Origin of the sequence: Streptomyces canus, assembly GCF_041435015.1 — a bacterium.
In the GTDB taxonomy this organism is placed as follows: Bacteria; Actinomycetota; Actinomycetes; order Streptomycetales; family Streptomycetaceae; genus Streptomyces; species Streptomyces canus_G.
The window spans coordinates 8,618,738-8,639,651 of the sequence record NZ_CP107989.1 but is presented as its reverse complement, the minus strand read 5'-3'; the positions used below and the strand labels follow the sequence as shown (position 1 = coordinate 8,639,651).

Annotated in this window: 19 protein-coding genes; 14 read left to right on the top strand and 5 right to left on the bottom strand. The window is 71.2% G+C overall.

The window, feature by feature from the left end:
- Positions 1 to 85: 85 nt before the first annotated feature.
- Positions 86 to 730 carry a TetR family transcriptional regulator gene (locus OG841_RS39500; RefSeq protein WP_328637013.1) on the top strand — a complete coding sequence of 215 codons (645 nt, stop codon included), beginning with the start codon at positions 86 to 88 and terminating at the stop codon, positions 728 to 730.
- Between the two features lie 94 nt (positions 731 to 824).
- On the opposite strand, the gene def is transcribed toward OG841_RS39500, so the two are convergent.
- Complete coding sequence (gene def / locus OG841_RS39495; RefSeq protein WP_328637014.1) at positions 825 to 1,370, bottom strand: peptide deformylase; 546 nt, start codon at positions 1,368 to 1,370, stop codon at positions 825 to 827.
- Between the two features lie 112 nt (positions 1,371 to 1,482).
- On the opposite strand from def, the gene OG841_RS39490 reads away from it, so the two are divergent.
- The 7 genes from OG841_RS39490 (at position 1,483) to OG841_RS39460 (ending at position 9,290) form a co-directional block, all read left to right on the top strand.
- Positions 1,483 to 2,721, top strand: coding sequence for a MurT ligase domain-containing protein (locus tag OG841_RS39490; RefSeq protein WP_371569123.1), 1,239 nt, complete (start codon positions 1,483 to 1,485; stop codon positions 2,719 to 2,721).
- A 16-nt stretch (positions 2,722 to 2,737) separates the two neighbouring features.
- A complete protein-coding gene (locus OG841_RS39485) occupies positions 2,738 to 3,466 on the top strand; it encodes a type 1 glutamine amidotransferase (protein ID WP_266551853.1) in 729 nt (242 codons plus the stop codon).
- A gap of 197 nt (positions 3,467 to 3,663) precedes the next feature.
- Positions 3,664 to 4,689 (top strand): 6-phosphofructokinase, encoded by a 1,026-nt coding sequence (locus OG841_RS39480; RefSeq protein ID WP_266551851.1) that lies wholly within the window; start codon positions 3,664 to 3,666, stop codon positions 4,687 to 4,689.
- Positions 4,690 to 4,792: 103 nt separating this feature from the next.
- Positions 4,793 to 5,743, top strand: coding sequence for a cytochrome c oxidase assembly protein (locus OG841_RS39475; protein WP_328637015.1), 951 nt, complete (start codon positions 4,793 to 4,795; stop codon positions 5,741 to 5,743).
- An 86-nt stretch (positions 5,744 to 5,829) separates the two neighbouring features.
- Positions 5,830 to 7,206: a DUF6777 domain-containing protein gene (locus tag OG841_RS39470; RefSeq protein ID WP_371569119.1), complete on the top strand. Its 1,377-nt coding sequence runs from the start codon at positions 5,830 to 5,832 to the stop codon at positions 7,204 to 7,206.
- Positions 7,207 to 7,252: 46 nt separating this feature from the next.
- Positions 7,253 to 9,100 (top strand): serine/threonine-protein kinase, encoded by a 1,848-nt coding sequence (locus tag OG841_RS39465; protein WP_371569115.1) that lies wholly within the window; start codon positions 7,253 to 7,255, stop codon positions 9,098 to 9,100.
- A 13-nt stretch (positions 9,101 to 9,113) separates the two neighbouring features.
- On the top strand, positions 9,114 to 9,290 hold the full coding sequence (locus OG841_RS39460) for a hypothetical protein (protein ID WP_031053721.1): 177 nt from the start codon (positions 9,114 to 9,116) through the stop codon (positions 9,288 to 9,290).
- A 2-nt stretch (positions 9,291 to 9,292) separates the two neighbouring features.
- Here OG841_RS39460 and OG841_RS39455 read toward each other — a convergent pair whose 3' ends face one another.
- From OG841_RS39455 to OG841_RS39440, 4 genes are read right to left on the bottom strand one after another with little or no spacing between them, the layout of a single operon-like run.
- Positions 9,293 to 10,498, bottom strand: a complete 1,206-nt coding sequence (locus OG841_RS39455) for a sensor histidine kinase (protein ID WP_328637018.1) — start codon at positions 10,496 to 10,498, stop codon at positions 9,293 to 9,295.
- Entirely contained in the window at positions 10,495 to 12,207 is a 1,713-nt protein-coding gene (locus OG841_RS39450) for a sodium/solute symporter (RefSeq protein WP_328637019.1), read from the bottom strand. Before OG841_RS39450 ends, OG841_RS39455 begins: the two co-directional genes overlap by 4 nt.
- A complete protein-coding gene (locus OG841_RS39445; RefSeq protein WP_057610623.1) occupies positions 12,204 to 12,563 on the bottom strand; it encodes a hypothetical protein in 360 nt (119 codons plus the stop codon). The genes OG841_RS39450 and OG841_RS39445 overlap by 4 nt, the downstream gene beginning before the upstream one ends.
- Positions 12,564 to 12,565: 2 nt before the next feature.
- Positions 12,566 to 13,315, bottom strand: a complete 750-nt coding sequence (locus tag OG841_RS39440) for a LytR/AlgR family response regulator transcription factor (protein ID WP_365121199.1) — start codon at positions 13,313 to 13,315, stop codon at positions 12,566 to 12,568.
- A 78-nt stretch (positions 13,316 to 13,393) separates the two neighbouring features.
- Here OG841_RS39440 and OG841_RS39435 point away from each other — a divergent pair, with 78 nt between their 5' ends.
- The 6 genes from OG841_RS39435 to OG841_RS39410 all read left to right on the top strand — a co-directional run bounded on the left by OG841_RS39435 (position 13,394) and on the right by OG841_RS39410 (position 20,870).
- Positions 13,394 to 13,882, top strand: a complete 489-nt coding sequence (locus tag OG841_RS39435) for an Lrp/AsnC family transcriptional regulator (protein ID WP_266524583.1) — start codon at positions 13,394 to 13,396, stop codon at positions 13,880 to 13,882.
- A 151-nt stretch (positions 13,883 to 14,033) separates the two neighbouring features.
- The gene (ddaH, locus tag OG841_RS39430) at positions 14,034 to 14,846 is read left to right on the top strand and encodes a dimethylargininase (RefSeq protein WP_365121196.1); all 813 of its coding nucleotides are present in this window, start codon (positions 14,034 to 14,036) and stop codon (positions 14,844 to 14,846) included.
- A complete protein-coding gene (gene rocD, locus OG841_RS39425) occupies positions 14,843 to 16,063 on the top strand; it encodes an ornithine--oxo-acid transaminase (protein WP_328637022.1) in 1,221 nt (406 codons plus the stop codon). Before ddaH ends, rocD begins: the two co-directional genes overlap by 4 nt.
- A gap of 110 nt (positions 16,064 to 16,173) precedes the next feature.
- Complete coding sequence (locus OG841_RS39420) at positions 16,174 to 18,606, top strand: SpoIIE family protein phosphatase (RefSeq protein ID WP_371569109.1); 2,433 nt, start codon at positions 16,174 to 16,176, stop codon at positions 18,604 to 18,606.
- 57 nt (positions 18,607 to 18,663) lie between these two features.
- Positions 18,664 to 19,908, top strand: coding sequence for a PP2C family protein-serine/threonine phosphatase (locus OG841_RS39415; RefSeq protein ID WP_371569106.1), 1,245 nt, complete (start codon positions 18,664 to 18,666; stop codon positions 19,906 to 19,908).
- 236 nt (positions 19,909 to 20,144) lie between these two features.
- Positions 20,145 to 20,870 carry a lysophospholipid acyltransferase family protein gene (locus OG841_RS39410; protein ID WP_328637025.1) on the top strand — a complete coding sequence of 242 codons (726 nt, stop codon included), beginning with the start codon at positions 20,145 to 20,147 and terminating at the stop codon, positions 20,868 to 20,870.
- Positions 20,871 to 20,914 lie beyond the last annotated feature (44 nt).

The window sequence follows — 20,914 nt, the reverse complement described above, 5'->3', positions numbered from 1 at the left end:
CAGTCAGCAGCCTGTTCGATGTCAATCGCCCGCCGGGTGTTAGTTTGCGCAGGCGTTACCGATTCAGCACGGGTGGGGAGAGCTCATGGACACCACACAGCGGACCGATCAGCAGCGGTCCGCCGACCGCCGCCGGCGTGAACTGCTGGAGGCCGCGGACAGAGTGGTGCTGCGCGACGGGCCGCAGGCCTCTATGAACGCGATCGCCGCAGAAGCCGGCATCACCAAGCCGATCCTGTATCGGCACTTCGGTGACAAGGGGGGACTCTACGCTGCCCTCGCCAAGCGGCACACGGATGCGCTGCTGGACTCGCTCCGGGCCGCGCTGGACGCTCCGGCGGAACGGCGGGAGCGGGTCGAGGCGACGTTGGACACGTACCTGGCCGCGATCGAGGCCCGGCCTCAGGTGTACCGGTTCCTGATGCACCCCGCCGAGGGGGGCCAGGTCGGGGAGCAGGGGTTCGATGTCGGTAAGCATTCCGCGCCCTTGCTGCGCAGGATGGGTGAAGAGTTGGGGCAGGTCATCGAGGACCGGCTCGATCTCGGGCCCGGGAGTCAGTTGCTGTCGCGGGTGTGGGGGCACGGGATCGTCGGGATGATGTACGCGGCGGGTGACTGGTGGCTCGGGGAACGGCCTTGCCCGCGGGCGGAGTTGGTACGGAGTCTGGCGGATCTGCTGTGGGGGCGGCTCGCCGCGGCGGGGGACAAGGTGGGGGGTCCGGGGTTCTGACGGTCACATGTCGGGCGCGGCCCGGTGGGCGCGGGCTGGTCGCGCCCACGCGGCGGAGCCGCATATCGATACAGCCCCGCGCCCCTGAGCAGGTTCAGCCGGACCTGCGCCAAGAAGTTCGGGCCACTTGCCGCAGGAGCTTCCGTCTGCGCCGGCCCGTCAAGTGGTCCGCGTAGACCTTGCCCTCCAAGTGGTCCGTCTCGTGTTGCAGGCACCTTGCGAAGAAGCCTGTGCCGTGGAGCGTCACCGGCTCGCCCGTCACCGTGAAACCCTCCACCACCGCGTGATCGTGACGTTCCGTTCCCGCCTCCAGGCCCGGCAACGACAGGCAGCCCTCGGGGCCCCTCAGCACCACACCGTCCACCTCCACCAGGCGTGGGTTCACCACATGTCCCAGGTGACGGACCTCCTCGTCGTCCGGGCAGTCGTAGACGAAGACGCGCAACGGCACGCCGATCTGGTTGGCGGCGAGGCCCACGCCCTCGGCCGCGTACATCGTCGCGAACAAGTCCTCCACCAGGGTCGCCAGTTCGGAGCCGAAGTCGGTGACGTCCTCGCAGGGTGTGTGCAACACCGGGGTGCCGAGCAGGGTGAGCGCGCGGACGCGCCCCCGCGTGCCCGGAATGGAGCCGTTTCGCATGGCCGCAAGGGTACGGCGATTCGGGAGTGCTTACGGATCTCGATAGGCTGAGGTCCACACCACGTGGCCGGAGGCTGAGGCGCGGCGCGTACGCAAGGAGGATCGAGATCTGATGACAGGCAACTCGGACCCGCTCTCGCCGCGGGCCAAGCTGGCCGTGACGGCGGGCAAGGCCGTCGCGGCGGCATCCCGAGCCGCGGGGCGCGGCAGCGGTTCGGTCATCGGCGGCCGGGTGGCCCTCAAACTCGACCCCGACCTTCTTGCCCGGCTCGCCCAGAACCTGGACGTCGTTCTCGTCTCGGCGACCAACGGAAAGACCACCACCACCCGGCTGATCGCGGAGGCACTGGGCGCCGCCGGGCCCGTCGTCTCCAACGCCCTCGGCGCCAACATGCCCGCCGGTATCACCTCCGCCCTCGCGGGCGGTTCGGACGCCCGGTACGGCGTCATCGAGGTCGACGAGAAGTACCTCGCGGGCGTGGCCCGCGACACCGACCCCAAGTGCATCGCCCTGCTGAACCTCTCCCGCGACCAGCTCGACCGCGCCGCCGAGACCCGCATGCTCGCGGAGAACTGGCGCGAGGGGCTCGCGGGTTCGAAGGCCGTCGTCGTGGCCAACGCCGACGACCCGCTCGTCGTGTGGGCCGCCTCCTCCTCCCCCAACGTCATCTGGGTCGCCGCCGGACAGATGTGGAAGGACGACGCCTGGTCGTGCCCGTCCTGCGGTGGTGTGATGCAGCGGCCGGGCGACGACTGGTTCTGCGGCGAGTGCGGGTTCCGGCGTCCCACGCCGAGCTGGGCCCTGTCCGGCGACCATGTGCTCGACCCGCACGGCTCCGCCTGGCCCATCCACCTCCAGCTGCCCGGCCGCGCCAACAAGGCCAACGCCGCCTCCTCCGCCGCCGTGGCCGCCGTCTTCGGCGTGCCGCCGCAGGTCGCCCTGGAACGCATGTACCAGGTGCAGGCCGTGGCGGGGCGTTACGACGTCGTCCAGTTCCAGCAGCGCGACCTGCGCCTGCTGCTCGCGAAGAACCCGGCCGGCTGGCTCGAAACGTTCAGCCTGATCGACCCGCCGCCCACCCCGGTGATCCTCTCCGTCAACGCCCGCGGCGCCGACGGCACCGACACCTCCTGGCTGTGGGACGTCGACTACACCCGGCTCACCGGCCACCCGATCTGCGTGATCGGCGACCGGAAGCTGGACCTCGCGGTCCGACTCGAGGTCGCGAACCAGAACTTCCAGGTCTGTGCCAACCTCGACCAGGCCGTGCAGATGAGCCCGCACGGCCGTATCGAGGTCATCGCGAACTACACCGCCTTCCAGGACCTGCGCCGCCGCGTCGGCAACTGAGACACAGGGGACTTTTGTGAGCGACAACAGCCTGCGGGTCGTCTGGATCTACCCCGACCTGCTCAGCACCTACGGCGACCAGGGCAACGCCCTCGTCATCGAACGCCGGGCCCGCCAGCGCGGCCTCGACGTGGCCCGCCTGGACGTGCGCAGCGACCAGCCGATCCCGACCTCCGGCGACATCTACCTGATCGGCGGCGGCGAGGACCGGCCCCAGCGGCTCGCGGCCGAGCGGCTGCGCCGGGACGGCGGTCTGCACCGGGCCGTCGGCAACGGCGCGATCGTCTTCTCGGTGTGCGCCGGCTACCAGATCCTCGGCCACGAGTTCATCAACGACCTCGGCCAGCGCGAGCCCGGCCTCGGCCTGCTCGACGTGGTCTCCGTGCGCGGTGAGGGCGAGCGCTGCGTCGGTGACGTGCTGGCCGACATCGACCCGCGCCTCGGCCTGCCGCCGCTGACCGGCTTCGAGAACCACCAGGGCGTCACCCACCTCGGCCCCACCGCCCGTCCGTTCGCCAACGTCCGGCTGGGCAAGGGCAATGGCACCGGGGACGGTACGGAGGGGGCGTACAACGACACCGTCTTCGGGACGTACATGCACGGACCCGTACTCGCGCGCAATCCGCTCATCGCCGACCTGCTGCTGAAGCTCGCGCTCGACGTGAACGCGCTGCCGCCCACCGACGACCGCTGGTACGAGGCCCTGCGCAACGAGCGCATCACCGCTGCTCAGCAGCCCGCCTGAGCAGGAAGTTCACCCAGGTGCCAGTCGTCTGTCACCGGCCCGTCTGACGCGGAGTCCGCACAGGTGAGCGGACTCGTCCAGCAGGCGGACGCGTCCTACGGCCCCGCCCCCCTGTGCCGCTAGGGTGGCGGGGTTCGAGCCGGACGACGTGGTCCGGACCCGACCCACGTTGATTCGGTGAGAGGGTTATTCCGGCTATGCGCATTGGTGTCCTCACGTCCGGCGGCGACTGCCCCGGCCTGAACGCCGTCATCCGGTCCGTCGTGCACCGTGCCGTCGCCGACCACGGCGACGAGGTCATCGGTTTCCGGGACGGCTGGAAGGGCCTCCTGGAGTGCGACTACCTCAAGCTCGACCTCGACGCGGTGGGCGGCATCCTGGCCCGCGGCGGCACGATCCTCGGTTCCTCCCGGGTCCAGCCCTCGCATCTGCGGGACGGCGTGGAGCGGGCCAAGGGGCATGTCGAGGAGCTCGGGCTCGACGCGATCATCCCCATCGGCGGTGAGGGCACGCTCAAGGCGGCCCGGCTGATGTCGGACGCCGGTCTGCCCATCGTGGGCGTGCCCAAGACCATCGACAACGACATCGCGGTCACGGATGTGACCTTCGGCTTCGACACCGCGGTGGGGGTCGCGACGGAGGCTCTCGACCGGCTCAAGACCACCGCCGAGTCCCACCAGCGGGTGCTCGTCGTCGAGGTCATGGGGCGGCACACCGGGTGGATAGCGCTGCACTCCGGGATGGCGGCCGGTGCTCACGCCATCGTCGTACCGGAGCGCCCCTTCGACATCGAGGAGCTGGCCCGCCGGGTCGGGGAGCGGTTCGAGGCGGGGAAGCGGTTCGCGATCGTCGTCGCCGCGGAGGGGGCCAAGCCGGCTCCCGGCTCCATGGCCTTCGACGAGGGTGCCAAGGACATCTACGGGCACGAGCGCTTCGCCGGGATCGCCCGTCAGCTGTCGATCGAGCTGGAGGAGCGGCTGGGGAAGGAAGCCCGGCCGGTCATCCTGGGGCATGTGCAGCGGGGTGGTACGCCGACCGCGTACGACCGCGTCCTCGCCACCCGGTTCGGATGGCACGCGGTGGAGGCCGTGCACCGTGAGGAGTTCGGCCACATGACGGCTCTGCGGGGGACCGACATCGTGATGGTGCCGCTCGCGGAGGCCGTCGAGACGCTGAAGACGGTGCCGGAGGATCGGTACGCCGAGGCGGAGTGCGTGCTGTAGGTCGTACGGCGGTTGTGTGCCCCCGGTCCAGGATGCGACCGGGGGCAGTCTTAGTCTGGGGCGGACAGACTCGCACAACCCCCACGAATCAGGAGCCGCCGCGATGGACCACAGCGGGCACGGCATGACCCACGACTTGGCGCCGTTCACGCTGGGACGAGGGCTTCAGTGGTCGGCCGACCCCTTCTTCCTCGTCGCCTGCCTTCTCGCGCTCGGTCTGTACACGTGGGGTGTCGTGCGGCTGCGGCGCCGGGGGGACGCGTGGTCCGTGGGGCGGACCGTTTCCTACGTGGCCGGTGTGCTGTCCATAGGGCTGATGATGTGCACCAGGCTGAACGACTACGGCATGGTCATGTTCAGTGTGCACATGGTGCAGCACATGGTGATCAGCATGCTGTCGCCGATCCTCATCCTGCTCGGCGCCCCGGTGACCCTGGCTCTGCGGGCGCTGCCCGTCGCGGGCAAGGGCCGCAAGGGACCCCGTGAGCTGCTGCTGGCACTGCTGCACAGCCGGTACATGCGGATCATCACCCACCCGGCGTTCACCATTCCGCTGTTCATCGCGAGCCTGTACGCGCTGTACTTCACTCCGATCTTCGACTTCCTGATGGGGTCGAAGACCGGTCACGTCGCGATGATGGTGCACTTCCTCGCCGTCGGTGTCGTCTTCTTCTGGCCGATCATCGGCGTCGACCCGGGACCGCAGCGGCCCGGGTATCTGATGCGGATGCTGGAGCTGTTCGCCGGGATGCCGTTCCACGCCTTCTTCGGCATCGCGCTGATGATGGCGTCCGAGCCCATGGTGGAGACGTTCAAGAACCCGCCCGCCTCGCTCGGCATCGACGCCCTCTCCGACCAGAACTACGCCGGCGGTATCGCCTGGGCGTTCAGCGAGATTCCCTCCGTACTGGTCCTGATCGCACTGCTGTTCCAGTGGTACGGCTCCGAACAGCGACAGGCCAAGCGCACGGACCGGGCCGCCGACCGCGACGGCGACAAGGATCTCGAGGCGTACAACGCGTATTTGGCCTCATTGAACGCACGCGGGCGTTGAAAGGCTTCGTCTTTCCGAAGCATTCAGTAGCATGAAGCGCGTTGGGGGAACCGCCGGGGGGAGCGGTCATGACACTTCGCGCATTTATGCACAGGATCGCCGTCCTGGCGATTTTCTCACTGCTGCTGAGCGGTTGTGAGAAGGGAAATCCACTGACGGTGGTCAGGGCGGTCGCCGCCGGTGCGCCCTCGCTCGCTCCGTTCTTCGAGGAGAACAGCGGGCTGGGCAGGGACGCCACCACCACCGTGCGGTCGCAGCCCGTGCAGGGAAGTCTCCAGCAGGGGGACACGCCAGGCCTGTACGGCGGCAGCAAGCAGCCGACCATCTGTGACGTCGCCAAACTCGAACGATTCCTCACCGATCCCAGGAATCACAAAAAGGCACAGGCGTGGGCCGGCGTACTGAACATCGGCACGGACGGGATACCGGAATACCTGGATCGACTCACACCGGTTCTGCTGCGTCACGACACTCTCGTCAAGAACCACGACTACAAGAGGGAAAAGGCCGTCCCGTACAACTCCTTGCTCCAGGCGGGAATCTCGATTCTTGTCGATGAACAAGGGCTTCCGGCTGTGAAGTGCTCGTGTGGAAATCCACTGCGGCCCTTCCAGGGTGACACCGGCCGGATTTCCGTCCAGTTCGAGGACGGCACCAAGAAGTGGGCGGGATACCAGCGGGAGTCGGTGGTGGCCGTGAAGCCCGCTCCCCGGAAACTGGCACGGATCGCTCTCGTCGACGTCCAGGAACCCGCCCGCGGCATCAACCGTCCGGTCGGCAGCACCGGCGAGAAGGACACCACCTTCAACGCGAAGAAGCGGCGCACGGTGCCGGACCTGGCCGGGACGACCTTCGCCCGGGCCGGTCGGGAGCTGATCGACGCCGGGCTGGCGGCCGGGTACACCGGGCAGGGGGTGCCGTCCGACGGCGCGAAGGTCACGGCGACCGACCCGCCCGCGGGGGCGCGGCTGCCGTTCGGGCAGTACGTGATGCTGACCGTGGCAGGGGGTGGCACGAGCACCTCCGGCGGGGAGACCGGGCCCACGACCACTCCCCCGCCGCCCTCCTCGGGGGCGAAGACACCGCCCACGAGTGCCCCGCCGGCGTCGGGGCCCCCGGGATCGTCCGGCGGACGGCCCGGCAAGGCCTCCTCACCACCTCCGTCCTCGTCGAGCGGCAGGCCCGGGGGGTCCTCGTCACCGCCGTCGTCGGGTACGGCTCCCGGCTCGCCGTCGCCCGGCAAGTCGAACGGTCCGCCGAGCCCACCTCCCTCGACCGGTTCACCGCCGACCGGCGCCCCGGTCACCAGCAGCGCACCACCGCCGGCGCCAGCGACGACGACCAGCGCGCCCGCCACCCGGGAGCCGCCCAGCAGCGGTCCCGCGACCACCGAGCCCGCCACCGCTGAGCCCGTCACCAGTGCCCCCCTCAGCGACGGGCCGAGCACCACGGTCGCCGCGTAGCACCCCCGAGGAACCCGAGGAACCCGCAGAACCGGAGAGTCACCGGATGTCTTCAGGATCACCGATCTCGGGAGTGGGCCGGGTCATCGCCGGCCGCTATCTGTTGCTGAACCCGCTCGGCAGCGGCGGCATGGGCCATGTGTGGCTCGCCCACGACCGGAGACTCGACTGCGAGGTCGCTCTCAAGGAGATCGTGTTCCGTGACCCGGTGGAGGCGGACCACGAGCGGGAGGCCCGGGTGGCACGGGCTCGCGCGGAGGCCCGGCACGCGGCGGGGCTGCGCGGCCATCCGCACGTGGTGACCGTGCACGACGTGCTGGAGCACGAGGGGCTGCCGTGGATCGTCATGGAGTACGTGGCGAACGCGGTGGACCTGCGTGACCTGGTCGACTCCCGCGGACCGCTCGCCCCGGCGGAGTGCGCCCGGATCGGCCTCGCCGTGCTGGACGCGCTGACCGCCGGGCATCAGCGGGGCGTGATGCACCGGGACGTGAAGCCGGCGAACATCCTGCTGGCGCCGGACCGCGTGGGATCGCCGTACGGACGCGTCCTGCTCACCGACTACGGCATCTCCGTGCAGCCGGACGCCGGGGAGACCCGGTACACGCTGGCGTCGGTGCTGGTGGGCACGTCGGGCTATCTGGCGCCCGAGCGGGCCACGGGCGGAGCGCCCACCCCGGCCGCCGACCTGTTCTCGCTGGGCTGCACCCTGTACCACGCCGTGGAGGGTGTGGGTGCCTTCGAGCGGGAGTCGCATCTCGCCGAGGTGACCGCGGTGGTCATGGAGGAGCCGCGGCCCGCCGTGCGCGCCGGTGCGCTGGGTCCCGTACTGCGAGCGCTGCTCGCCAAGGATCCCGGGCAGCGATGGTCGGCGGCGGAGGCGGAGACAGCGCTGTCGCGGATCGTGACGCCGCAGGCCGAGCCGTACGTCCGCACGCGGACCGACCTCGGTTCCCAGCCGCCCTGGGCCGGGGCGGAGGTTCCGCCGCCCGGTGCGCCGCCGAAGGGACAGCGGCCGCTGACCGAAGGGCTCCCCTCGCCGCAGGGCGGCCGTCGGCGGCGGGAGCGCTCGCACGCCCTGCGGGCCGTCCTCGCCTGCGGTCTCGGGCTGCTGCTGGCCCTGGGCGGTGTCTGGTACGCCATGGCCGACCGGGCCTCGGACCGCAGGGGCGGACAACAGGGCTCCCGGCAGCCGTACGGCGAGACGGTCGGGCTCACGAAACCCCTGCGGGACGGCGACTGCGTCATCGCCGACTGGCCGGGCCCGGAGCGTTTCCGGGGCACACCCCGGCTGCGGCCGGACCCCACCTGCGGGACGGCCCCGGACGGCCAGGTGATGGCGTTCGTGACGACCGCCTCGGCCGACGAGGCGCGTCGGACGGGAGCGGCGCGGTGCGAGGAGCGGACGCGGGAGATCCGGGACCGGCTCGCGGACGTCCGCAGCCAGGCCGTCGTGCCGACCGACGGGGGCTTCGAGGCGGCGGGACGGCGCACCGCGTGTCTGGTGCTGGGCGGGAACGGGCCGGTGTACGGGCCGATCGGTACCCATCGCAGGCTGGGCTCGGGGTTCGCGGACACGGCGACCATGCAGCGGCGGGACTGTCTGGACGTACGCACCAACCGGGACGCCCGGCTGGCCTCCTGCGGGAGCTCCCACGACGAGCAGGTGCTCGGATTCACCCGTCTGGACCCCGACGTCACGCTGTCCGAGGCGCGGACCGAGTCGGACACGGCGTGCGCGCGTGAGGTCCCGCCGGGCGACTACGGCTTCGATCCGTCCGTCTACACGGCGGGCTCCTGGACCAGTGCGGGGCCCTGGAAGAACGGCACACATTTCGTCGTGTGCACCGTCCGCAGGCAGAACGGGGGCACCATGGAGGGGGACGAATCCTGAGGAGGGTGTTGCGATGCCCGGTACCGGTTCCACGGATGGCTCGACCCGCACGATGGGGGTGCTCACCGTCGGCGGTCTCGTCGCGGTGACCGCCTACACGGTGGCGCTCGGCAGCAACGGCTGGCTGTGGTTCGGCTGGGTCGTGCTGGGCCTGATCACCCTCGGGATGGTGGCCACCCGCAGCACCTGAGGTCAGCCGTCCGTGAGACGGCCCGCCGAGTGCACGCCCGGCTGGTACTTGGGCAGCCGGGCGGTGATCCTCATGCCCGCGCCGACGGCGGTCTCGATGACGAGGCCGTAGGAGTCGCCGTACACCTGGCGGAGCCGGTCGTCGACGTTGGACAGGCCGATGCCGCCCGAGGGGCTGACCTCGCCCGCGAGGATACGGCGGAGCAGGACCGGGTCCATTCCGGCGCCGTCGTCCTCGATGACGACCAGGGCCTCGGCGCCGGTGTCCTGGGCGGTGATCTGGAGCCGGCACTTCTCGGTCTTGCCCTCCAGGCCGTGCTTGATGGCGTTCTCGACCAGGGGCTGCAGGCACAGGAACGGCAGGGCGACCGGCAGTACCTCCGGGGCGATCTGCAGGGTGACGGAGAGACGGTCGCCGAAGCGGGCCCGCACCAGCGCCAAGTAGTGGTCGATGGCGTGGAGTTCGTCGGCGAGGGTGGTGAAGTCGCCGTGCCTGCGGAACGAGTAGCGGGTGAAGTCGGCGAATTCGAGGAGCAGTTCGCGGGCGCGCTCGGGGTCGGTGCGGACGAACGAGGCGATCACCGCGAGCGAGTTGAAGATGAAGTGCGGGGAGATCTGGGCCCGAAGTGCCTTGATCTCGGCCTCGATCAGGCGGGTCCGGGACTGGTCCAGGTCCGCCAACTCCAGCTGGACGCTCACCCAGCGGGCGACCTCCCCGGCCGCGCGGACCAGGACGGCCGACTCGCGGGGCGCGCAGGCGACCAGGGTGCCGTGGACGCGGTCGTCGACGGTGAGCGGGGCGACGACCGCCCAGCGGACCGGGCAGTCGGGGGCGTCGCAGGTCAGCGGGAAGGCCTCACCGCGGCCGGTCTCCAGCGGGCCCGCGAGGCGTTCCATGATCTCGCTGCGGTGGTGGCTGCCCACGCCGTCCCAGACCAGGACCTGTTTCTGATCGGTGAGGCACAGCGCGTCCGTGCCGAGCAGTGAGCGCAGTCTGCGCGCCGACTTGCGGGCGGTCTCCTCCGTCAGCCCCGCCCGCAGCGGGGGCGCCGCCAGGGAGGCGGTGTGCAGGGTCTCGAAGGTGGCGTGCTCGACGGGGGTGCCGAGGCCGCCCAGGGTCTGCGGTCGGGCCGTACGCCGGCCGAGCCAGAAGCCGGCGGCCAGCAGCGGGAGGACCGCCACACACAATCCGGCCAGGAATCCGCTCATGCCTTCACCTCCTCCCGCAGTTCCTCCGGCAGGTGGAAGCGGGCCAGGATCGCCGCCGTGCCCGCCGGTACCCGGCCCGCGGTGGCCAGGGACACCAGCACCATGGTGAGGAAGCCGAGCGGCACCGACCAGAGCGCGGGCCAGGCGAGCAGGGCGTGCAGCGGGCCGCCGGCCGGGAAGCCGGCCATGGTCGCGGCCACGGCGAGGAACGCGGAGCCGCCCCCGACCAGCATGCCCGCGGCCGCGCCCGGCGGGGTCAGCCGTCGCCACCAGATGCCGAGCACGAGCAGCGGGCAGAAGGAGGACGCGGAGACGGCGAAGGCGAGCCCTACCGCGTCGGCGACCGGCAGCCCGCCGACCAGGACGCTCGCGGCCAGCGGGGCGCACATCGCGAGGACCGTGCCGAGCCGGAAGTGCCGTACGCCGCGCGAGGGCAGGACGTCCTGGGTGAGCACGCCCGCCACGGCCATGGTGAGTCCGGAGGCCGTCGACAGGAACGCCGCGAAGGCCCCGCCCGCCACCAACGCGCCCAGCAGGTCGCCGCCGAGGCCGCCGATCATCCGCTCCGGGAGCAGCAGGACCGCGGCGTCGGCGTCTCCGGTGAGGGTGAGTTCGGGGGCGTACAGGCGACCGAGGGCGCCGTAGACCGGGGGCAGGAGGTAGAAGCAGCCGATCAGGCCGAGTACGGCGACCGTGGTGCGGCGGGCGGCGACGCCGTGCGGGCTGGTGTAGAAGCGGACCACGACGTGCGGCAGGCCCATGGTGCCGAGGAAGGTGGCGAGGATCAGTCCGTACGTGGCGTACAGGGGCCGGTCCTCGCGGCCCGCGGCGAGGGAGGTCGACATGCCGTCGCTGGTGCCGCGGTCGGCGGCGGGGACGGTGGTGCCCTTGGCGAAGGTCAGCTCGGTGCCCCGGTCGATGTGGTGCGTGCCCGCGGGGAGTCGGAGCTGCTGGTCCTCGTGGCGGCGGCCGTCGACCGTGCCGGTGACCGTGACGGTCAGGGGGTTCTCCAGCTTGAGGTCGAGGGTGGAGTCGACGCGGACCACCCGCTGTTCGCGGAAGGTCGTCGGTTCCTCGAAGGCATGGCTGGGGGCGCCGTCGCCCTGCCAGGCGAGGATGAGGAAGAGGGCGGGCACGAGCAGGGCGGTGAGCTTGAGCCAGTACTGGAAGGCCTGCACGAAGGTGATGCTGCGCATGCCGCCCGCGGCGACGGTGGCGACCACGACGGCCGCGACGATCACTCCGCCGAGCCACTGGGGCGCCCCGGTCAGAACGGTCAGCGTCAGTCCGGCGCCCTGGAGTTGGGGCAGCAGGTAGAGCCAGCCGACGCCGACCACGAAGGCGCCCGCGAGCCGTCGCACGGCCTGGGAGGCGAGCCGTGCCTCGGCGAAGTCGGGCAGGGTGTAGGCGCCGGAGCGGCGCAGGGGGGCGGCGACGAACAGGAGCAGGACGAGATAGCCGGCCGTGTAGCCGACGGGGTACCAGAGCATGTCGGGGCCCTGGACGAGGACCAGGCCCGCGATACCCAGGAAGGACGCGGCGGAGAGGTACTCACCGCTGATGGCGGCCGCGTTCAGGCGGGGGCCGACGGTGCGGGAGGCGACGTAGAAGTCGGACGTGGTGCGGGAGATGCGCAGGCCGAACGCCCCGACGAGCACGGTGGCCACCACGACGAGCGCGACGGCGGGGACCGAGTAACTGGAGTTCATCGGTCCTCGACCAGCCGCACGAAGTCCCGTTCGTTGCGTTCGGCGCGGCGTACGTACCAGCGGGCCAGCAGGACCATCGGGACGTAGAGGCCGAAGCCGAGGACGCCCCATTCGAGGCGGTGGGCGTCCGGCATGGCCGCGAAGAGCAGCGGGAGCGGCCCTATGAGCAGTCCGAGGAAGGCGAACACCGCGAGGGCGGCGCGCAGTTGGGTGCGCATCAGGGAGCGGACGTAGGTGTGGCCGAGGGTGGTCTGTTCGTCGATCTCGGTGCGCGGCCGGTAGTAGCCGGACGCGGGGCGGCTGCGGCGGGGCGGGCCGGTGACGACGACGCGCCGCTCGACGGGGTCCTGCGGCATGACTACGGCCTCCTCATCAGCAGGTCCCGCAGCTCACGCGTGTGGCGGCGGCTGACCTGGAGTTCCTCGCCGCCGACGACGACGCTCACCGTGCCCGCGTCCAGGCGGAGTTCGCCGACGTGGCGCAGGGCGACCAGGTGGCGGCGGTGGATGCGGACGAAGCCTCGGAAGCGCCAGCGTTCCTCCAGGGTGGACAGCGGGATCCGGACGAGGTGGCTGCCCTTGTCGGTGTGGAGGCGGGCGTAGTCGCCCTGGGCCTCGACGTGGGTGATGTCGTCGACGGCGACGAACCGGGTCACGCCGCCGAGCTCGACGGGTATGTGGTCGGGGTCGGGTTCGTGCACGGGAATCCGGGGCGCGCTGCCGAGGCGTTCGGCGGCGCGGCGGACGGCCTCCGCGAGGCGTTCCTTGCGCACCGGTTTGAGCACGTAGTCGACGGCCTTGAGGTCGAAGGCCTGGACGGCGAAGCCCTCGTGGGCGGTGACGAACACGACGAGCGGCGGGGTGGCGAACCCGGTCAGCAGCCGGGCGAGGTCGAGGCCGTCGAGGCCGGGCATGTTGATGTCGAGGAAGACGACGTCGATCGCCTCGGGCCCGCCGGGTCCCGACTCCAGAGCGCGGTTGATGCGGCGCAGCGCCTCGGTGGCGTCACCGGCGCCCTCCACACTGCCGATCCGGGGGTCGGCGCTCAGGAGATAGAGAAGTTCCTCCAGCGAGGGGCGTTCGTCGTCGACAGCCAGGGCGCGCAGCATGAACCCGGAGTGTAGGAGTAATTCGTACGACTGGACACGTGCGGAGGTGCGGACGCCCCCGCTGGATACAGTGCCGACATGAGCAGCAGGACCGTCGCCTTCGACGAGCTGGACCGGAAGATCATCACCGCGCTGATGGCGAACGCGCGGACGTCCTTCGCGGAGATCGGTTCGGCGATCGGGCTGTCGTCCACGGCGGTGAAGCGGCGCGTGGACCGGCTGCGCGAGACCGGGGTCATCACCGGGTTCACGGCCACGGTGGAGCCGTCGGCGCTGGGCTGGCGTACGGAGGCGTACGTCGAGGTGTACTGCGAGGGCGCGGCCCCGCCGCGGCGGCTCGCGGAGGTGGTCCGCAACCATCCGGAGATCACCGCGGCGATGACGGTGACCGGCGGCGCGGACGCCCTGTTGCATGTACGGGCGCGGGACGTGGAGCACTTCGAGGAGGTGCTGGAACGCATCCGCGTCGAGCCGTTCATCCGGAAGACGATCAGCGTGATGGTGCTGTCCCATCTCCTCCCGGAAAGCCCCGAGGCGGGGGCGAGCCAGCCCGCACCGGAGGCGTAGCCGCTAAACGCACCAACCGTGCGTTTCACCGGATGAACACGCAGCATTCCTGCACAGACGCGCAATTCTTGTTGCTTGTCGGGCCCGCCACCCGTTTTCTACCTTGGTGTCAACCCTCAGTAGACACCGCAGGAAGCGGAGGAACCCCTCTGTGACCGACTCCCGTGTGCCGCGCCGACGGCGTTTCCTCGTCTGCGAACCCAGACACTTCGCCGTGCAGTACGCGATCAATCCCTGGATGCATCCCGACACCCATGTCGACGTGGACCTGGCGCAGGAGCAGTGGCGGACGCTGATCCGCACCTATGAGGCGCACGGTCACGATGTCGCGGCCGTGGAGCCGGTCCCCGGTCTCCCGGACATGGTCTTCGCCGCGAACTCGGCGGTCGTCGTCGGCGGCCGCGTCTTCGGCTCCCTCTTCCACGCGCCCCAGCGACGCCCCGAGTCCACGCACTACGACCTGTGGTTCAAGACGGCGGGCTACGACGTCCACCGTCCCGTCGCGGTCTGCGAGGGCGAGGGCGATCTCGTCTGGACGGGCCGGTACGTGCTGGCCGGAACCGGGTTCCGCACGACCCGGGAGGCGCACCGCGAGGTGCAGGAGTTCTTCGGCCACCCGGTGATCAGCCTGACGCTGGTGGACCCGCACTTCTACCACCTGGACACCGCGCTGTTCGTTCTCGACGACGCCAACATCGTGTACTACCCGGAGGCCTTTTCGCAGGGCAGTCGCGAGGTACTCGCACGGCTGTACCCGGACGCGGTGCTCGCGACCCGTGACGACGCGATGGCGTTCGGCCTGAACTCCGTGTCCGACGGCCGGCACGTCTTCATCGCCCCGCAGGCCGAGGCCCTCGCCGTGCGCCTCGACGACCACGGCTATGTCCCCGTCCCCGTCGACCTCTCCGAGTTCCACAAGGCCGGCGGCGGCATCAAGTGCTGCACCCAGGAGATCCGCTCATGACCGCACCCGTGACCTCGCGTTCCTCCGCCGATCTCATCCGTGCCGAGGAGCCGGTCCTCGCGCACAACTACCACCCGCTGCCCGTGGTCGTCGCCCAGGCCGAAGGCACCTGGGTGCAGGACGTGGAGGGCCGCCGCTACCTCGACATGCTGGCCGGTTACTCCGCCCTCAACTTCGGCCACCGCCACCCGGCCCTGATCGAGGCGGCGCACCGGCAGCTGGACCGGCTGACGCTGACGTCCAGGGCCTTCCACAACGACCGGCTCGCCGAGTTCGCGGAGCGCCTCGCCGAGCTGACGGGGCTGGACATGGTGCTGCCGATGAACACCGGCGCCGAGGCGGTGGAGAGCGGCATCAAGGTGGCCCGCAAGTGGGCGTACGAGGTCAAGGGCGTCCCGGCCGACCGGGCCACGATCGTGGTGGCGGCGGAGAACTTCCACGGCCGTACGACGACGATCGTGTCGTTCTCCACGGACGAGACGGCCCGGGCGGGCTTCGGTCCCTTCACGCCGGGCTTCCGGATCGTGCCGTACAACGACCTGGCGGCGCTGGAGGCGGCGGTCGACGAGACCACGGCCGCGGTGCTCCTCGAACCCATCCAGGGCGAGGCGGGCGTGGTCATCCCGGACGACGGCTACCTGACCGGCGTCCGCGAGCTGACCCGCCGCACGGGCTGTCTCTTCGTCGCGGACGAGATCCAGTCGGGCCTCGGCCGCACGGGCCGCACCCTCGCCGTGGAGCACGAGGGAGTCGTCCCGGACGTCCTGCTCCTGGGCAAGGCACTGGGCGGCGGCATCGTCCCGGTCTCCGCGGTGGTCGCCCGCCGTGACGTCCTCGGCGTACTGCGCCCGGGCGAGCACGGCTCCACGTTCGGCGGCAACCCGCTCGCGGCGGCGGTGGGCACGGCGGTGGTCGAGCTGCTGGAGACGGGAGAGTTCCAGCGCCGGGCCGCCGACCTGGGCACCGTCCTGCGGGACGGCCTGACAGGACTGGTGGGCAAGGGTGTCGTCGGCTTCCGCGCACGGGGTCTGTGGGCCGGCGTCGACATCGACCCGTCCCTCGGCACGGGCCGCGAGGTCAGCAAGCTGCTGATGCGCGAGGGCGTCCTGGTCAAGGACACCCATGGCTCGACGATCAGGCTGGCACCGCCGCTGACGATCACGGCGGAGGAACTGGAATCGGCCCTGGGAGTACTGGAGAAGGTACTCAGGCGCTGACCCGCACGCACCCTACGGCAGAACTCCCTCCCCGGCCGCGCACTCCACCAGACCGGGTGAAGATGTGACGAAGAGGTGATAGACCACTCTCAGCGACAGAGAGGTCGTCCGTGGGCGCTCAGGAGGAGCACGAGACCGCGCGGCACCGGTTCGACGTGGCCGATGCCGCGCCCCTGCTGCTCGACGCCCACGGCACGGTGACCGGCTGGACCAAGGACGCCGAGCGCCTGCTGGACTATCCCGCCACCGAAGCCGTAGGACAGAGCGTCGCCGCCCTTCTCGCCCCCGAGGACGCCCGCCGGCTGCCGGAGATCACCGCGCGCTGCCGGAGCGACGGGAGTTGGGCGGGGCTGCTGACCGCCCTGCACCGACACGGCCGGCCGGTCCCGGTCATGGTCCGGATCACGGTGGCCGACGACTCCGACGACTCGGAACGCTGGCTGGTGCTGCTGTCCGAGATGGCGGAGGCCCCCGGTTGGGACATGAGCCGCCGGGTGCTGGAGCAGATGGTCACCCGCTCGCCCATCGGCATCGCGATCGTGGACACGGACCTGCGCTGTGTGTGGTCCAACCCGGCCCTGGAACAGTTCGGCAGCGCCCCGGCCCAGCAGCGGCTGGGGCTGCGGTTCGCGGAGATCCAGCCGGGCCTGGACGCCGAGGCGATAGAGGCGCAGATGCGGCGCGTACTGGAGACAGGTGAACCGGTCGTGGAGTACGAGCACGTCGGCCGGGTCCGCTCCGCCCCGCACCGCGAGACCGCGCACACGATGTCGTTCACCCGGATCGACGACGACCGGGGTCACCCGATCGGCGTCTACTACACGGTCGTCGACATCACCGAGCGGCACCGGGCCCGGCAGCGCCTCGCTCTGCTCGACCGGGCCGGCGAGTACATCGGCCGCAGCCTGGACATCCGGCGCACCGCACAGGAGCTTGCCGACGTGGCCGTACCCGCGCTGGCCGACTACGTCACCGTGGACCTGCTGGAGTCGGTGCTGCGGGGAGCGGAACCCACCACGCATGTGCCGCTGCTGCGGTCCGGGCAGCAGTCGGTGAACGAGGGTGTTCCGGAGGCCGTCGTCGAGGTCGGTGACGTGGCCGCCTACCGGCCCGGGTCGCCCCCGCTGCGCTGTCTCGACTCGGGCGAGCCCTGGCGGCAGGCGCGCCTGGACCCGCTGGCCGCGGAGTGGGCGACCGACATCCCCGGCGGGCGGAAGGCCACCTTTCTGGAGCTGGGCCTGCACAGCGTGCTGGTGGTGCCGATCCGCGCCCGGGGCGTCACCCTCGGCGTCACCACCTTCTTCCGCCGGCGCCGCCAGGAACCCTTCGACGCGGGGGACCTGAACCTCGCCGAGGATCTCGTCTCGCGAGCGGCCGTCTGCGTGGACAACGCCCGGCGCTACACCCGCGAGCGCGAGGCCGCGCTGGTCTTGCAGCGCAGTCTGCTCCCCCACCGGCTGCCCGAGCAGGACGCCGTGGAGGTGACCGCCTGCTACCGGCCCGCCGACGAGCTGACGGGCCTGGGCGGCGACTGGTACGACCTCATCCAGCTCTCCGGCGCGCGGGTCGCCCTCGTGGTCGGCGAGGTACCCGGGCACGGCATCGGCGCCGCCGCCTCGATGGGCCGGCTGCGCACCGCCGTACGGACGCTGGCGGCGCTGGATCTGCCCCCCGAGGAGGTACTGGGTCACCTCGACGACCTGGTCGCCCGGACGGCGCGCGAGGAGGGTGTGGGGCCGGGGACGGAGGACACCGACAGCGCCCAGGGCTCCGGATGTGTGTACGTCGTCTACGACCCGGTCGACGGGCAGTGCACGATGGCCGCCGCCGGCCATCCCGCGCCCGCCGTGATCCTTCCCGACGGCACGGTCGCCTTCGTGGACCTTCCGCAGGGGCCGTCGCTCGGCGTCGGCGGTCCCCCCTTCGAGTCGGTCGAGCTGGCCCTGGCGGCGGGCAGCACACTTGCGCTGCACACCGACGGGCTGCTCGCCCACGGCGAGGAGTGGGCCGTGGACGCGGGCCGGGACCGGCTGCGCCAGGCCCTGGAGAGGCCCGCGCCCACGCTCGACCTGCACTGCCGGGCCGTGGTGGACGCCCTGGCCCCCGACCGGCCGCACGACGACGTGGCGCTGCTCATGGCCCGCACCCGGCTGCTGGGTCCCGACCAGGTCGCGGACTGGGACGTGCCCGTCGACCCGGCCCTCGTCGCCGAGGCCCGCAAGACGGCGTCCCGGCAGCTGACGGAGTGGGGCCTGGAGGAGTTCGCCTTCACCACGGAACTGGTCGTCAGCGAACTCGTCACCAACGCCATCCGGCACGCGGTCGGCCCGATCCGGCTCCGGCTGATCCGGGAGCGGTCCCTGGTCTGCGAGGTGTTCGACAGCGGCGACACCGCGCCCCATCTGCGCCACCCGCGCACCACGGACGAGGGCGGGCGGGGGCTGCTGCTGGTCTCCCAGTTCGCCCAGCGCTGGGGTACCCGGTTCGCGCCCGAAGGGAAGATCATCTGGGCCGAGCAGTCGCTCGAGGAACCGCCGGACTGATCCCCGAATCGTGCATACCGTGGGAAAATGGTGCGATCCAGGCGTGAGGCGGCAGCCATGAGCGACAGACCCGGCGACACCGACGCCATCGACTACTCGGCCGTGTTCCAGGCACTGCCCGGCATGGTCGCGCTGCTCACGCCCGACCTGGTGTACGCGGACGCCAACGCCGAGTTCCTGCGCATGGCCGGCCGCCAACGCGAGGAGATCGTGGGCCGCTATCTCTTCGACGTCTTCCCGGACAACCCGAACGACCCCGCGGCGACCGGCATGCGCAATCTGGCCGCCTCCCTGCGCCGGGTGCTGGAGACCGGGGAGCGCGACTCCATGGCCCTTCAGCGGTACGACGTCGAGACACCCGGTCGGCCGGGTGAGTGGGAGGAGCGGTACTGGAGCCCCGTCAACGCCCCCATCCTCGGCACGGACGGCAAGGTCGAGCTGCTCGTGCACCGGGTCGAGGAGGTCACCGAGCTGATCCGGGCCCGCGGCCGCGGGCGCGCCGGCCGGGACCGGGTCCTGGAGGCCGAGCTGTACACCCGCGCCCGTGAACTCCAGGAGGTCAACGAACGGTTGCGGCAGGCCCACGCCCGGGACCGCGAGGTCGCGTTGACACTCCAGGAGGCCATGCTGCCCACCGGCCGGCAGAGGTCGCACCACAGCGCCGCCGTGCGCTACCGGCCCGCGGTCGGCACGCTGAACGTGTGCGGGGACTGGTACGACCTCGTCGACCTGGTGGGCGGCCACCGCGTCGGCGTCTCGGTCGGTGACGTGGTGGGCCACGGGCTCCCGGCCGCCGGGGTGATGGGCCAGCTGCGCAGCGCCCTGAGCGCCGCCTCCCGGGTGGCCGGGGGTCCGGCCGAGGCCCTGAACGTGCTGGGCCGGTACGCCCACGTCGTGGACGGCGCCGAGTCGGCGACCGCGGTCACCACGTTCATCGACCTCGACCACGGCACCCTCACCTACAGCAGCGCCGGGCATCCACCGCCGATGCTGGTGCACCCGGACGGCCGAGTGGAGTGCCTGGACAAGGCGACCGACCCGCCGCTCGACGCCCGTCCCGACCCGATGCCCCGGGTGCAGGCCGCGACCACCTTCACCAGCGGCGCCACCCTCGCCCTGTACACCGACGGCCTGGTGGAGCGGCGTCGCGAGGACATCGACACCGGGCTCGCCCGGCTCGCCGACTCCCTCGCCCGGCACCGCGAGGACGACCCCGAGACCCTCGCGGACGCGGTCCTGCTGGAGCTGCTCCCGCCCGGCGGCGCCACGGACGACACGGCGCTGGTGATCGTGCGGCTTTGAACGCGACAGGATCCCGCCCGGGAATCAAGAGCGGCCCTTTGGCCGACCGCCCCCGCGCTTCACGCCACAGCGCCCGGTCGGGTTGCCGCGCTCCGCCCGCCGGCATCAAGCTGGTCAGGCGTCCGGCCCTGTTCCGGCCGTCGTGCCCTGCGCCTACACTGACAGCCCCGCCTCACGCCGGTTGACCAGCCAGAACGCGGAGTTGAGCCGTCCGCCCGACCGAGGAGCGCCCCCTCTTGTTCTACTACCTGCTCAAATACGTGCTGTTGGGGCCGTTGCTGAGACTGGTTTTCCGGCCTCGAATAGAGGGTCTGGAGCACATCCCGGAGTCGGGTGCGGCCATCGTCGCCGGCAACCACCTGTCCTTCTCCGACCACTTCCTGATGCCCGCGGTGCTCAAGCGGCGCATCACCTTCCTGGCGAAGGCCGAGTACTTCACCGGCCCCGGCGTCAAGGGTCGGCTGACCGCCTTCTTCTTCCGCAGCGCCGGGCAGATCCCGGTCGACCGCTCCGGCAAGGAAGCGGGCCAGGCCGCCATCCGCGAGGGTCTCGGCGTCCTGCGCAAGGACGAACTGCTCGGCATCTACCCGGAGGGCACTCGCTCCCACGACGGCCGCCTCTACAAGGGCAAGGTCGGCGTCGCGGTGATGGCGCTCAAGGCCCAGGTGCCGGTGATCCCGTGCGCGATGATCGGCACCTTCGAGGCGCAGCCGCCCGGCAAGGTCATCCCCAACATCCACCCGGTGGTGATCCGCTTCGGCAAGCCGCTGGACTTCTCCCGCTACGCCGGGATGGAGAACGAGAAGGCGATCCTGCGGGCCATCACGGACGAGATCATGTACGCCATCCTGAAGCTGTCCGACCAGGAGTATGTCGACCAGTACGCGGCCGTGGTGAAGGCGGAGGAGACGGCCGCGCGCAAGGAGAAGGAGCGCAAGTTCCCCCGAATTCCGCTGAGCTGAGGTCTGCCGTCGGCAGAACCCCCTGGAGGAACCGGAGTTGACCG